At 69.2% G+C, this 13,600-nt stretch carries 7 protein-coding genes; 5 read left to right on the top strand and 2 right to left on the bottom strand.

What is annotated here, in order from left to right; genetic code table 11:
• Positions 1-275 precede the first annotated feature (275 nt).
• The 4 genes from ACFVDM_RS26230 to ACFVDM_RS26215 are packed head-to-tail and all read left to right on the top strand — an operon-like array spanning position 276 to position 10,396.
• Positions 276-1,394, top strand: coding sequence for a hypothetical protein (locus tag ACFVDM_RS26230; RefSeq protein ID WP_383644901.1), 1,119 nt, complete (start codon positions 276-278; stop codon positions 1,392-1,394).
• Positions 1,391-4,627: a helicase-related protein gene (locus tag ACFVDM_RS26225; protein ID WP_383644898.1), complete on the top strand. Its 3,237-nt coding sequence runs from the start codon at positions 1,391-1,393 to the stop codon at positions 4,625-4,627. Before ACFVDM_RS26230 ends, ACFVDM_RS26225 begins: the two co-directional genes overlap by 4 nt.
• Entirely contained in the window at positions 4,624-7,344 is a 2,721-nt protein-coding gene (locus tag ACFVDM_RS26220) for a DUF1156 domain-containing protein (protein ID WP_383644895.1), read from the top strand. The genes ACFVDM_RS26225 and ACFVDM_RS26220 overlap by 4 nt, the downstream gene beginning before the upstream one ends.
• A 49-nt stretch (positions 7,345-7,393) precedes the next feature.
• Complete coding sequence (locus ACFVDM_RS26215; protein WP_383644892.1) at positions 7,394-10,396, top strand: DUF499 domain-containing protein; 3,003 nt, start codon at positions 7,394-7,396, stop codon at positions 10,394-10,396.
• Between the two features lie 141 nt (positions 10,397-10,537).
• On the opposite strand, the gene ACFVDM_RS26210 is transcribed toward ACFVDM_RS26215, so the two are convergent.
• Complete coding sequence (locus ACFVDM_RS26210) at positions 10,538-10,825, bottom strand: hypothetical protein (protein ID WP_383644889.1); 288 nt, start codon at positions 10,823-10,825, stop codon at positions 10,538-10,540.
• A 25-nt stretch (positions 10,826-10,850) separates the two neighbouring features.
• The gene (locus ACFVDM_RS26205) at positions 10,851-12,545 is read right to left on the bottom strand and encodes a hypothetical protein (protein WP_383644886.1); all 1,695 of its coding nucleotides are present in this window, start codon (positions 12,543-12,545) and stop codon (positions 10,851-10,853) included.
• 892 nt (positions 12,546-13,437) lie between these two features.
• On the opposite strand from ACFVDM_RS26205, the gene ACFVDM_RS26200 reads away from it, so the two are divergent.
• Positions 13,438-13,584 (top strand): hypothetical protein, encoded by a 147-nt coding sequence (locus tag ACFVDM_RS26200; RefSeq protein ID WP_383644883.1) that lies wholly within the window; start codon positions 13,438-13,440, stop codon positions 13,582-13,584.
• Positions 13,585-13,600 lie beyond the last annotated feature (16 nt).

The following is a 13,600-nucleotide window of genomic DNA, read 5'->3' as shown; positions in this document are numbered from 1 at the left end:
GGCAAGATACCGAGTGTCATCCTGCAGGAGCAAAGGAGCACCATGGATCGGCGCCTCATCCAGAACGCGGTCTTCGGAGGTCCGGACTCCGACGCCCCTCGGCCGCCCTGAACTTCGAGGCCTGCGGTAGGGATGCCGATGCCGCCGTCGGCAAGCCTCGCCGCCTGGCGGATATGCGTCGGATCATCCGAAGCTGTACGCCGGCGGCGTACCGGCCGGGTACGCTGTCGGCGTACCTTCTGTAGGCCTCCGCGGCACACCTCTGGGAGTCGACGATGCGGGACACCGCGAGCCCGTTCGAGTTCGACGGGCCAGTCCCTCCTGACTGCATGATCAACCGGCGGTCGGAAGCAGACGTGATCAGGGAGTGGACTCGCGAGAGCCAGTTGATGACCCTGGTAGCGCCACGGCGTTTCGGCAAGACGAGCCTGATCCGCAAGATCGCGTCCGAGGGCGAGAAGACCGGCCTGATGGTGGTCACCGCTGACCTCTTCGAGGTGGCCAGCCTCTCCGACCTGGCGCTTCGCCTGGAGCGGGCGTGGGCCCAGCACACGCCCGAGGAGCTTCGGCCAGCGGCAGGCAAAATTCTCGGCAGCGCTCAGGCAGGTGTGTCGATCTCCGGGGGCGGATTCGCGCTAGCCATGGCGGACAGGCCCGACACCGACCCGGAGCCGGCGCTGCACGCGCTGCTGGAGTTGCCCGCCCGACTGGCTCAGCACAGGCCCGGGCGGATCTTGATCGTGCTGGACGAGTTCCAGTCCGTCGCCGGGGTTCCGGGTGCGCAGGCCCTGATCTGGCGGCACGCGTGGCAGGAGCGGCACGCCGTCTCCCACCTCTTCGCCGGCGGCGGGCCGGGGATGTTGTCGGCCGCGCCGGACGATGAGGGGCGCCCTGTCGAGCAGGCGCGGACGCTCCGGCTGGGCCGGCTGCCGTCCGCGGAACTCCGCACAGTGATCAAGGGCCGGTTCGCCGCGGCAAACCGGGATGTCTCCGGCGTCATCGACGGGCTCGTGGCAGTGGGCGAGGGACACCCTCAAAGGACAATGCTGCTGGCCCACCTGCTGTGGCTGGAAGTCTCTGCGGGCGAGCGGGCCACCGCCGATGATCTCGATGCGGCGATCGCTGTAGCCCTGCGACAGGTCGATGCGGAGGCCCGCGCCACGATGAGCGGGCTCACTGCGGGGCAGCGCAAGGTACTGCGGGCTGTGGCCGAGTACGGCACGCCCATGGCGGCCCGGGCATCGCGGACCCTGGGGCTTCCCAAGACCACGGCGCAGAAGGCGGCCCCGCACCTGGTCGCCACGGGGCTTATCGAGGACACGGACGAGGGGTGGCGCGTGGTCGATCCGCTGTTGGCCCGCTGGATCCGGACGAACTATGGGACCCGCGCATGACCATGCAGCCTGAGCACGAGGTGACGTTCGAACGCGGGCAGCGGGTACGGGTCCGGGCAGCCGGAGTGCCCGAGTTCGCCACGATCCGGTTCGCCCTCCCGGGTGATGAGCCGGGGTCATGGGATCTCATCCTCGTCGACGACCAGGACCGCCGGCACGAGGTGAACCTGGCGGCCGGTGACACCCAGACGGTACGTCCGCTGGTGAGCGACGGCCGGGCCGACTCGGCTCGCGTGTTGGCCGCCATGTGGACTCAGTGGATGTACGCGGCGGCCACGAACGCAGAGTCGAGTGCCATGGCGGCCACGCCGCTGAAGCCGTACGCGCACCAGACCACGGCCGTGTACGGCGCGATGCTGCCGCAGCCGCTGCTGCGTTTCCTGCTCGCCGACGAACCGGGCACCGGTAAGACGATCATGGCCGGGCTCTACATCCGGGAGATGCAGCGACTGGGCCTGGTCAAGCGCGCCATCATCGTGTGCCCGGCGAACCTGGCCACGAAGTGGGTGGACGACTTCGAGCGGCTGCTGGGCGGCGGGCTGCGACAGCTCACCTCGGCCACAGTCCGTGAGAACGCGCTGAACTCCAACGACCTGTGGGTGACCTCCCTGGAGCTGGCCGCGGTCAACCCCGCTGTCCAGGACGCGATCCGGCCGGACAAGGCCGGCTGGGACCTGGTGGTCTTCGACGAGGCACACCGGCTGACCCCGACCGCGGCCGGGTTCCATCAAGTTGGCCGGCTGCTGGCCAAGAACACCCCGCGGGCCCTGCTGATGACCGCCACCCCACACCGGGGCAAGGAGTGGCTCTTCCGGCACCTTCTGCATCTGGTCGACCCGGAGATCTACCCCGACCCCGGAAGCGATCCCAACGTCGAGCTCAGTGCGCTTAGGCCCGGCCCGATCCACTTCCTGCGCCGGATGAAGGAAGACCTGGTCGACTACGACGGCAAGACGCGCCTGTTCAAGGGCCGTACCGCCCACAACCACAGCGTTGCCCTGTCGCAGACCGAGTACGGCTTCTACCAGGCCGCGCTGGACATGGTCGACCGCTACTTCGCGCCCTCGGCCCAGCCGCTCGCCCGCATGGTCTACGGCAAGCGGGCCGCGTCCAGTCTGCATGCGCTCGCCGAGACGCTCCGCCGGCGCCACGACCACATGGGCGCCATGAGCGAGGCCGAAGCGGCCCTCATCGCCGACCGCGACGACCAGGGCGACGAGGCGGAGATCGACGAGGCCAAGGTCATCCACTCGGGTTCGACGTCCACGCGAGCCGAGCGGACGGCGATCAAGAACCTCGCGGACCAGATCAATGCCACGATCGGCAACCCGGCGTGGACGCCGTCGAAGTGGAAGCGGCTGACCGAGGACTGCCTGTCCAAGCACGGAATCCTCCCGGGCAACGGCGAGCAGGCCGTGGTGTTCACCGAGTACGCGGACTCGGCCGAGTGGATCGCCCGGCGCCTCGAAGCCGAGGGGTACACCGCCCGCCTGTACTCCGGGCGGCAGAACAAGGCCGAGCGTGACGAGGTGCGCCGGGCCTTCATGCGCGGCGAGTTCCAGGTCATCGTCACCACCGACGCCGGCAACGAAGGCATCGACCTGCAGGCCGCCCACGTGCTGGTCAACTACGACATCCCCTGGTCCCTGGTCCGCCTTGAGCAGCGCATGGGACGCATCCACCGCGTCGGTCAGCTCCGCGACGTTCACCTGTACAACCTGGTCGCCACCGATACGCGCGAGGGCGAGACGCTCCTGCGGCTGCTGGACCACTTCGTCACCGCGGCGAACGAGCTGCGCGGGCAGATGTTCGACAGCCTGTCGGCCGTCGCCGAGATCACGGGCATCGACTACGACAAGTGGCTGTCCGACCTGTACGGCAACGACGAGATCAAGAAGCAGCAGGCGATCGACGCCGCCCGCGCCGTCCAGGCGCAGGAACTCACCCGCGCGGCCCGGCAGGTGCGCGACAACGAGCGCCGCCTGGCCAGCCAGGTCGACGCAGTCGCCGCGCTGACTCTGCTCCAGCGCGACCTGTTCGCCCGTATCAACCCCGCGATCGTCGAGGCGTATCTCGACCGGCTCGCCGCCGCCGGCGTGCTCCGGTCGGCCCCTACCGCCGCCGGCACCGGATTCCGGCGACTGTCGCTGACCGGCGGGGCACGGTTCCCGGCCACGCTCGGCAGCGCGAGCGAGGTCCACATCGCCACCAGCGGCGACGCGATGCGTGAAGCCGCGGAGAGCATCGACGTCGGCGACACCATCACCCTCGGGCCCGGCGAGCCGGGGTTCGCAGACCTGATCGGCATGGCCGAGCACGCCCTGGCCGAGGACCTGCACCGGTCCGGCGCCGCCGCCGATCCCACCAGCCTCACCCCGTACGACCTGTACGCGTACACGGCGACCATGACCGAGAGCGACGGCAAGCGCGCCAGCATCTGGGCGAGCCTGGTCAAGGTAGACGACAGCGGCAACGCCCGCCCGGTGCGGTGGGAGACCCTGGCCAACCTGGTGCCCACCGGCCAGCACGGGACCGCGCCCCATCCCGCACGCGAAGGGCATGCGCTCACGACGGCCCGCGAGGTGGCCGCCGCCACGGTCACCGAACACCGGCAGGTACGGGCCGACTGGTTCGCTCAGGCACGCCGGGACCTGACCAACCTGCCGCTGAGCCTTACCGAGAACATCGACGACCGGACCAAGCGGGTCGAGCTGCGGCGCCAGCTGCAGGCCCAGACCGCCCAGCGGCTCGACGAACTCGAACGGCTCGCGGACGTGCAGCTGACCGACCCCAGGCTGATCGGCCGGATCCGTGTAGTGGCCGCGGCCGACGTCACCGTCCAGGCGGAGATCGATGCCGAGCTGGTCTCCATGCGGCACGTCCAGAACCTCCTCGAAGACGACGGGTGGACTGTGGAAGACGTCCACACCGAGAGCCGCGGCTACGACCTGGAAGCCCGCCGCAACAGCCAGATCCGCCACGTCGAGGTCAAGGGCGTACTGGGCAGCGCGGCCAGTGATGGCATCCGGATGACCGGCAACGAGGTCCTGATCGCCACCCAGCACCGCAAGGACTACTGGCTCTACGTCATCGACCAGTGTGCCGACGGCCGGGGCCGCTTCTTCGGCGCCTACCAGGACCCCGCCACCCTTTTCGCCAACGACATGACCGGGAGCGCGGTCTTCCGCGTCCCGGGCAGCAGCCTCAAGAACGCACCGGGGAGCAACGCATGACCAGGATGATCGAACGATGGTTTCCCAGCGCGGAGGTGTCGGCCAACAGCGACAAGGGCTGGGGCTCCGGCAACAGCGAGATCTCCCTGTTCATGTGGTTCGCCAAGCGGCCCACCGCCCAGGCCAAGGCCGCCACCATCTGCTCGCTGCTGCCGTGGCCCGACGACGCCGAGGAGCAGACGCGACTGCAGAATCTGGTTCGGGACGCGATGACAGGCCGCTACGCCGCATGGGGCGAGCTGCAGGCCGAGATCGCCAAGACGAATCCCGAAGGCGCGACCACCCTCGACCCGTTCTCGGGCCGGGGCATGATCCCCCTGGAATCCGCGCGCCTGGGCGTGCGGGCATCGGCCGTCGACTACAGCCCGGTCGCGGTACTCGCCAGCCACCTGCTCACCTCCGCGCCGTTCGAGGACTGGAGCGAGGAGCCCGAGCTTCCCTTCGGGGAGGAGCGGGACCACCTCCTGATGTCCCGTACGGACCGGCTGCTCGGCGATCTCGAATCGCTGTTCGCGGAGATCCAGACCCGGCACGCGGCCGCCATGAGCGACGTCTACCCCCGCCACAACGGTGCCCTGCCGTGGGGCTATCTGTGGTCCGTCACGATCCCCTGCCAGGAATGCCACCACCGGTTCCCGCTCATCGGCTCCTACGAGCTGATGCCGGCCCGTGGCGACAGAGGGGCCGTGTCGTTCTACATCGACGCGGACCGGGCCTCCGGCACGTGGGAAGCGGTCGTGACCCCCGGAAAGCCCACCCGCACGCCCACGCTGACCAACGCCGTGGTGAACGGCAAGAAGGTAGCGGGCAAGAGCGCGATCTGCGTGTTCTGCAACCACGTCCACCCGCTCGCCGTTCACCGCCGCCTGCTGGACGAGGGACAAGGTCAGGACGCTCTGGTCCTCGCTGCGGACACCGACGCCAAGAGCCAGAAGACCTTCCGCCAGCCCACGGACGCAGAACGCGAGGCCGTCGCAGCGGCCGACCGGGCACTGGCCGCGGAGCCGGCGTTCAGCCCGTTCCTGCCCGCTGTTCCCGACGAAGGCATCGCACCGGGCAACAACAACATCATCGGCCCGAGCATCTACGGGGCGAAGACCTACGGCGACTTCATGGTCACCCGCCAGACCCTGTCGTACGTACGGCTCGCACGCATCATCAACGAGCTCGGCGACGAACTGACCGCCGCCGGAATGTCACGGGACTACGTGCGGGCCCTGACCGGGTATGCGACCGCGGTCGTGGTGAAGAAGCTGCGCCGCTCCACACGCGGCGCCCGGTTCCAGAGCAAGGGCGGTGCGCAGGTCGGGGATCTGTTCGTCAACGAAGGGTCGATCACCTTCTCCCACGACTTCTTCGAGGCCGGCATCGGAGACGGCCCCGGCACATGGAAGTCGATCGCGAGCAACGTGCTGGCCGCGTGCCGCAACCTGTTCGCCGACCTGCGCGGCGCACCGGCCTCCGTACAGCGGGGAACCGCCACCGCCCTGCCCTTCCCGCCTCGCACCTTCACCGCGGTCGTCACCGACCCGCCGTACGACCAGATGATCGCGTACGCGGACGCCTCCGACCTCTTCTACACGTGGGCCAAGCGGTGCCTGCACAACACCTGGCCGGAGCTCGCGATCACTGCCGATCCACACGGCTGCCAGGACAAAAGCCAGGAGATCATCGTCAAGCGGGTACGAGGCGAAGCCCCCGACGAGCACCGCACCCGCGAGCACTACGACACGCTCATCGCCGACGCCTTCGCCCAGATGCGGCAGGTCGTCCGGGACGACGGTGTGGTCACGATCGTCTTCGGCCACGGGGAACCCGAGGTGTGGCAGCGGCTGCTGCACTCGATCGAGCGAGCCGGACTGGTGATGACCGGCTCCTGGCCGGCCAACACCGAGTCCGGCGGCCAGCAGGGCAAGGCCAACATCGAGACGACCCTGACCATGGCCTGCCGCCCGGCCCCGGCGGGCCGCCCGGCCGGCCGCAAGGGCGCCGTCGAGGCGGAGATCAAAACGGAGATCAAGCAGCGCTACCCCGACTGGGAGCGGTGGGGCCTGGCACCCGCAGACATGCTGATGGCCGCCGCCGGCCCGGCCATGGAAGTCGTGGGCCGCTACAGCGAAGTCCTCGACGCCAAGGGCGCGCCCGTCGACATCCACACGTTCCTGCCGCTGGCGCGCGCCGCGGTCCAAGAGGCCATGGCGGTCGAGGTCAACCGACAGCCGCTGGCAGCCTTCGACGCCCGCACCCGGTTCGCCCTGTGGTGGATCAGGCTCTACGGCCGTCAGGTCCAGGCGAAATCCGAGCTGCGGTGGCAGGCCCTCGCGTCCTCCCTCGACCTGGCCTCGGTGCGCAACCTCGTCGCAGACGCCGACAAGGGCGTCCGCTTCATCACCTCCCGCGAATACAGCGGCAAGGTCGACGGGGACTCCGCTTCCATCGACGTTGCCCTGGCGCTCGCCGCAGCATCCGGCGAGGGACTGCAGGCCATGGGTCAGGTGCTGGCGGCTTCGGAGCGAGGAGTCGACGACACCTACCTGTGGTCGACCGTGCAGTTCCTCGCCGACCGGCTCCCCGACAACGACCCGGACTCCATCGCCTTCACCCGCGTCCTGCGCACCCGAGCCGGAATCGGCAGCGCCGCCGAAGCCGCCGCTGCCAGCACGTTCGCGAGCGCACGCCGCCAGCAGGAGCAGGACGCCCAGCTGAGGCTGCACTGATGACGAACACCGTACGAGCCCCTATGACCACCAGCCCAGGAGACCAGCAGTGACGACGAGCGTGACACCGTGGTGGAAGGCACTGAAGATCCGTGACGAGATCCTCAATGCCTCCGGCCAGATCGATGACGTGCAGATGTCACTGTTCCGGGCCGTCCACGCAACCGGCACGGACCGGCCGCCGTACGCCGACGCTGGCTACTACGGCGACATCACCCACCCCACCGAGCGCCTGATCGACCTGCTCACCGAGATCGCCGTCCGCATCGGTGGCGGCGAGGACCACCTCAAGGCCCGGGCCGTCACCCGCCTCGACCAGGGCATGGGCGGCGGCAAGTCACACGCCTGCATCGGCGCCTTCCACCTGGCCTCCTCCCCCGAGGCCCTGCTGGCCACAGAGCTCGGCGAGAAGGTCGCCGAGCGGGCACGGGCCAAGATGGGCCGCCCACTCGCCCACGACCTCGGCCAGCCGCACGTCGTCGTCCTGCCCTGCGACAACATGACCGCAGGGGCCGGAGTGAAGGAACTCGACGGGCCGGCCGTCAGCCTCCACGAAAGGTTCCTGTGGCGGCTGTTCTCCAAGGACTACGCCCTCTATGAGCGCTATCAGCCGTTCTGGAGCGACAAGCACAAGATCGCCGAGGCGATCCGCGCAGTGAACCGGCCCGTGCTGATCATCGTCGACGAGATCCTCGACTACATCGGCAACGGCCTCGACGGCAGCAACAAGCCCGACCTCGCGGCCCAGGACATGGCCTTCCTCCGAGCCCTGCTCGACACAGTCAACGACGTGCCCCACGTCGCCATGCTCGTGGTGATGATCGCCTCCGACACCGACAAGACCGCTCTGTCGGCGGCCGCCAAGGAGCGCCGCGACGACCTCAACACCCTGCTCGAACGCAACGGCTTGCCAGCCACGGTCACCGAAGTGGGAGACTTCGCCGACATCCTCCGCCGGCGACTGTTCGACACCGAGCCCGCCCGCGAGGTCCTCACCGCGACAGCCGCACTCTACGAACCGGGGCTCACCGACCGAGCATGGGCCAAGCACGTCTGGGAGCAGATCGGTGCGGACTGGCGGCGGAACTGGTCCGACGAGGTCGCCGCCTGCTACCCCTTCCATCCCATGCTGATGGCCCTGGCGAAGGACGAGTGGAGCCGGGTCACCGGGTTCCAGCGTGTCCGCTCCACGATCCGCATCTTCGCCGCCACCGTGTACGCCCTGCAGCAGCGGGGCAAGGCCGGCGCGTGGGCACCGGCACTCATCGGGCCGGGTGACCTTCCCCTGTCCGACAGCACCGTTCGTGAGGCGCTCCTGGGCAGCGGCCTCGTCGAGGACGACCGCACCATCGCGAACTACCGCAGCCTCGCCGAGATCGAGATCGTCAACCACGACGGCTCCACCGGAACAGCACGCCGCCAGGACCTCAAGCGCCCTGAAACCCCCTGGACCGAAGCCAATCCGCACGCGGCCGAGCGCGCGGCCACCTTCATCTTCCTGGCGAGCATCGTCGGCACCCTTCGCCCCGGACGGGGCCGCGGCGCCAGCGCACCCGAGGTCAAAGCCGTCACCAGCGTGCCGGACATGCGCTACACGATCACGGACGCTGACAGCGTGGTCGACGAACTCGTCGACCAGGGCCGGGGCATAAGCGCCCTCGACATCGTCCGCGGGCAGGGCAACAACAAGCCGGCCCGGTACTTCCTGTCCACTCGGCTCACCCACCGGATGCTCGTCACCAATATCCGGCGCACCATCACCGATGACGAGCGTGACCAGGTCATCTCCGAGTTCGCCCAGAAACTGGCCAGCACCGGCCCGTTCCGCGAACTCAAGTTCCTGCCCGCCGACCCCCAGCGCACCGCGGCCGAGGTCATGGCCACGAGCGGCCTGGACACCGCCTACACCACCCGCCTCATCGTGCTCGACCCCGCGCAGTTCAGCCTGCGCAACGGCATGGAGAAGGCGACCCTCGAGGCGCTCACAATCGCGATGGGACTCGGCCAGGGCGCCCAGCAGCTCCCCGTCCAGTGGGCCAGCAGCGCCGTCTACGCGGTAGCGAACACCCAGCGCCGCAGCCTCGTACGCTCCCTGGCCGTCGAGTACCTGGCCCGGCAGCGAGCCCTGGCTGCACCCGAAGTGCAGAACGACAGCGAACTCAAGACGACCGGAACCAAGGAGCTCGCCGCCGCGAAGGACCAGCTGGAGAAGGCCCTCAGGCGGGCCTACCAGCACATCGTCTTCCTCGCCCAGCCCGACCCGGACGGAGAACGCTACCTCGACGAGCTCACGCACGACGACGACAACTTCACCGCCCTGAACGGCACCGCCGTCTGGAAGGCGCTCGCCGCCCGGGACAAGGTCTTCGACGTAGGCGAATTCACCCCCAGGGCCCTGCAGCACAACCTCCGCGACCAGGACTACGGAAAGACCCTCTCGGACATCCGGGCCGCGTTCTACAGCGCCCCGCGGCTGCCCCTGCTCTACGGCGGCGACCGCGACCTTCAGCAAGCGATCCACGACGCCGTCAACGAGGACCTCGTCAGCATCGTCGACGGCACGGGCACAGAAGTCGCCGTCACCGCACCTGGGCAGGTCAACCTTTCGAGCACCAGCCTGCGGCTGGCGAAGCCACAGCCCCGGGCGTGCCCGACATGCAGCGCACCGGCTCACGAGGGCCCGTGCGCGACGAACAGTGCTCCCGAAGCCCCGGGTGGAGCCGCCCCGAGCGGGGCGACCAGCCCCGGCCCGTCCAGCGGCCCGAGCGACAACGACAGCCGTGGAACCAGCGGCCGCGGTTCAGACGTCGACACTCCTCCAACCGCTAAGGACAAGCAAGCGGCGTTCTCGTTCACCAGCAACCTGCTGGCCAGCGCCGACGGCGCCGACGGGTTCGCCGCACTGTTCCGGGCGTTCTACATGGCCCTGGACGAGCGGCAGATCAGCTACCTGCAGGGAACGATCCAGGTCGTCCTCAGCGCCGATGCCGCCGAACAGATCCAGCAGCGCCTTGAGGAGCTGGGCATCACGGCCAACTTCAAGGAGATCTAGGCACCGGATCGAGCACGCGCCCGGGCCACGCCACCGTGCGCCAAGGGTTGGGAGCTCACGATCCCGTCGGCGACCGAGCTTGCACGGTCGCCGACGATGAGCCGCGTCGTCGATGCCCCGTGTCTGGCTCCACACCGAGGTCTACGCCGTGGGCCCAACGATATGGCCGACCAGCTTGTGCCACTGCTCGATCCTCACGACGAGCGTCTGGTCACGCCGAGAGGACATGCGCAGGAAGACTTCTTCGCCGCCGGGCAGCAGGGCGAACTCGACGTGGTCCTCGTCCCGCGTCCCTACGGGGTAGTACCAGTCGAGGCCGTCGCCGTCCTTCACGGTGGCGACGGTGCGGACCTCCACGGCCGCCGCCAGCGCCTCCAGGGCGGCCTTGGGGATCCGCAGCTCCGCCTTCTCGGGCTCGGGTATCTCCATCACATCAGCCTCTCCATCCCTCGTCTCAGCGCGCCGCGGGCGTACCGGTCAGGAGCCAGAGCGTCGTTTCCGAGAGCACGTTCGGTTCTGGCGGCCACGGCGCCGGAAGCTTGCGTCCGGTCAGCACCCCGGCGTCCTGGAGTTCGGCCCCGGGCGTGCAGATGCCGGCGAGTATCCAGGTGAACAGGCTCAGAGCGTCGGCGTGTTCGCCATACAGGGCTTCGTCCGTGGGGTGGGGCTGGTTGCCGTCCTGGACTGCGGCGTGGTCGTAGTACGTCTGCGTTGCCTTCACGGCGTCGAGGAGCGTGTCACCGGTGAGGAACACGCTGAGTTTGGTGATGTCCTCTAGCATGCTGGCCGGTCTGCCGTAGTTGGAGATCAGGACGAGCTCCGCGTTGCCGCGATCACCGACTTCGTCAAGGTAGGTGAGCAGCAAGTGGACTGTGTCGTCGTCGACGACCAGGCCCAGCCCGTGAGCAGGCATCGTTTCGGTCAACTCGGCGGGGACACGGTCGCTGGCGGTGGATCTCAGCGGCAGCGTGGTGAGGACGCTGTGGCGCCCTCCACTGCGCCAGGCGCCCAGCGCGGCGATTCGCGGTCCGTCCCAGGAGGCTTGCTCGATCGGCGCACCGTACATCCTCGTGAGCCATGCCGAGACGCGGATGCTCGGCATCCAGCACCAGGGCTGCCACTGCGAGCTGTTGTGTGCACGCAGTTCTTCCAGGTCTGCGAAGATGCCGGGGTACCGCTGGGTAACCTGCGTCTCCAGGCGGTGCCAGTGGTCGGCCGCCTCCCGGTAGATGTGGGCGATGCGCCGGTGGCCGGCGTCGAGCTGGTGGTCGAGGGACGCGTCGAAGACGCCGTGCTCGGCCTTCCTCGTGGTGGCGGCGAGCTCCGGCACGGGGTCGAAGTAGTCGGCCCCCTCCAGGTCGCGCATCGTCTGCGCGGCGCGGTCGGTAATGCCCGGGTGTGCGGTGCCGGTTCCGCTGCCTGTGGCGACCTGGACACCTCGCTTCTTCGCCTTCAGGTCCTTGAGCGCCTGCGTGAGGGTGGCCGGTGGCCGCTCCTCGCGGAGCGTGGTGCCATCCGCGGTGAGGGCGTACCAGGCGGCGACCACGCTGCGCAGCGGGATGGCCGAGTAGATCAGGCCGGACGGCAGCTTCTGGCTGTGCAGGCGGGTGTCGAAGTGCGGGAGGAAGGGCAGGTGGAGGTCAAAATCCGGAATGATGGGGATCAGCCGGCCACGGGCAGCAGCGTCCTTTTCCTGGTCTTCCTCTCGCATGGGCGCCCACCAGGTCAGGTGCACTCCCGGGGAGAAGCCGTCCATGGGCGGCCCCCAGGTGATCGCGACCACCGGGAGCCCTGTGGGCAGATGGGCCAGCGGCTCGTCGGCGGAGAAGACGAGCATGCCCGAGGGTGCGGGCAAGATGTCCGGGGTGAACGGCAGGGGGATCGTCTGGTCCTGGCCGGTCTCGCGCGCCGCTCGCACGAGGTCGTCGGTCATCGTGAACGTCGTTCCGTCCGACACCCGCTTCCCCTCGGCGGCAAGCAGCGCTTCGATCTGGCGAGCACGGGGCAGGGCCGTCCACGCGGCTGGCATCACGAAGGTGTGCCCTTGGTCGACGAGCATGTTCCAGAACTCACGGCTGACCGGGGAGCGCAAGAACGCGAGAGTACGGGAGCGCAGGCCGGCTGCCAGATCAGCAAGGGGATGAGGCATACGACCCACCCTAGACGCGACGCGACCTCGCGCCTGCGACAGCCGTATCCACTCCCCGGCGGATGCCCCGTGGGCGCGCGACTGGCCGCACGCCACGCGTCGCCTGCAGTGTCCAGATGACGCTCAGCCAGGGCAACGTCGTGAACCGGCCATCTGCGTTGAACGCGCGGGGTTCGGCGGTCGAGGATGATGTGTTGCCGATCGACGTCTGTGCAGCCCGGCTCTGTGACACGGCCACTCGGCCTTCCCGGCCCGGCAGCACACCTGACGGACCGGCCGCTCCACCGGCACTACGGAACAGGGGAAGCACGGCGTGGGCAAGGGCAAGCGGCTGCGGGCGAGGCGTGCGAAGGACCAATCGGCCCGGCGGGCACGGGTGCTGGCCCCGGAGCCGACCCGACCGGTGTCGACGGACGACACGAGCGGCGGGCGGCTCTCCTCCTACGCGCGCGGGGAGATCGGCAAGAAGGTGTACGCGTGGATGACCCTCCTGTCGCACCTGGAGGGCGCCCTCGATGACGGCAACGGCCTTCCCGAGAACCTGTTCGCCCCGCAGAGGCCGGCGGGAACGACGAGGACTACACGGCGAGGATCAGGGCCGGTCACCTCGTGGTGGAGACCCGGCCTGTGGCCGGCAGCCCAGCGGAGCAGGTCGCCGAAGTCCGCTCCTGCTGGGTGCCGCGCTCCCCGGTCGCTGGCGTGGTCGAACAGCTCTCCGCCGAGGGACTGCGACACCTTGGCACCGCAACTCCAAACCCCGACCAGTGGCAGTCCGCAGCCCGGCCGCTTCTCGGCGTCCTGTGCCCGTCGGCGCACTGGGAGGCCGCGCTCGACCAGGTCGAAAGCCCTCGCTGCGAGCCGCCTCAAGGTCACCACCGCCGTCGCCGAGCGCTTGGACGACCACCGGGTCGCCACGGTGCACGCGGCGGCCGCCATGGTCCCCTGGCTGTACGGGCGCCCGGACATCGTCGCCGATCCGGCCGCAGCCCGCCTCGAACTCGCCAAGCCAGCCAGTAGGTTCGGGGACTACGTCTTCTAGGCCCGCGCACCGACCC

This window comes from Streptomyces sp. NPDC057682, from assembly GCF_042799575.1.
GTDB lineage: Bacteria > Actinomycetota > Actinomycetes > Streptomycetales > Streptomycetaceae > Streptomyces.
The sequence above is the reverse complement of the archived record's forward strand: the minus strand, read 5'-3'. Positions and strand labels throughout refer to the sequence as shown.

Bases quoted from the DNA above. Each gene is read 5' to 3' on its own strand.
- ACFVDM_RS26230 (WP_383644901.1), top strand. From the start codon at position 276: ATGCGGGACACCGCGAGCCCGTTCGAGTTCGACGGGCCAGTCCCTCCT.
- ACFVDM_RS26225 (WP_383644898.1), top strand. From the start codon at position 1,391: ATGACCATGCAGCCTGAGCACGAGGTGACGTTCGAACGCGGGCAGCGG.
- ACFVDM_RS26220 (WP_383644895.1), top strand. From the start codon at position 4,624: ATGACCAGGATGATCGAACGATGGTTTCCCAGCGCGGAGGTGTCGGCC.
- ACFVDM_RS26210 (WP_383644889.1), bottom strand. From the start codon at position 10,825: ATGGAGATACCCGAGCCCGAGAAGGCGGAGCTGCGGATCCCCAAGGCC.
- ACFVDM_RS26205 (WP_383644886.1), bottom strand. From the start codon at position 12,545: ATGCCTCATCCCCTTGCTGATCTGGCAGCCGGCCTGCGCTCCCGTACT.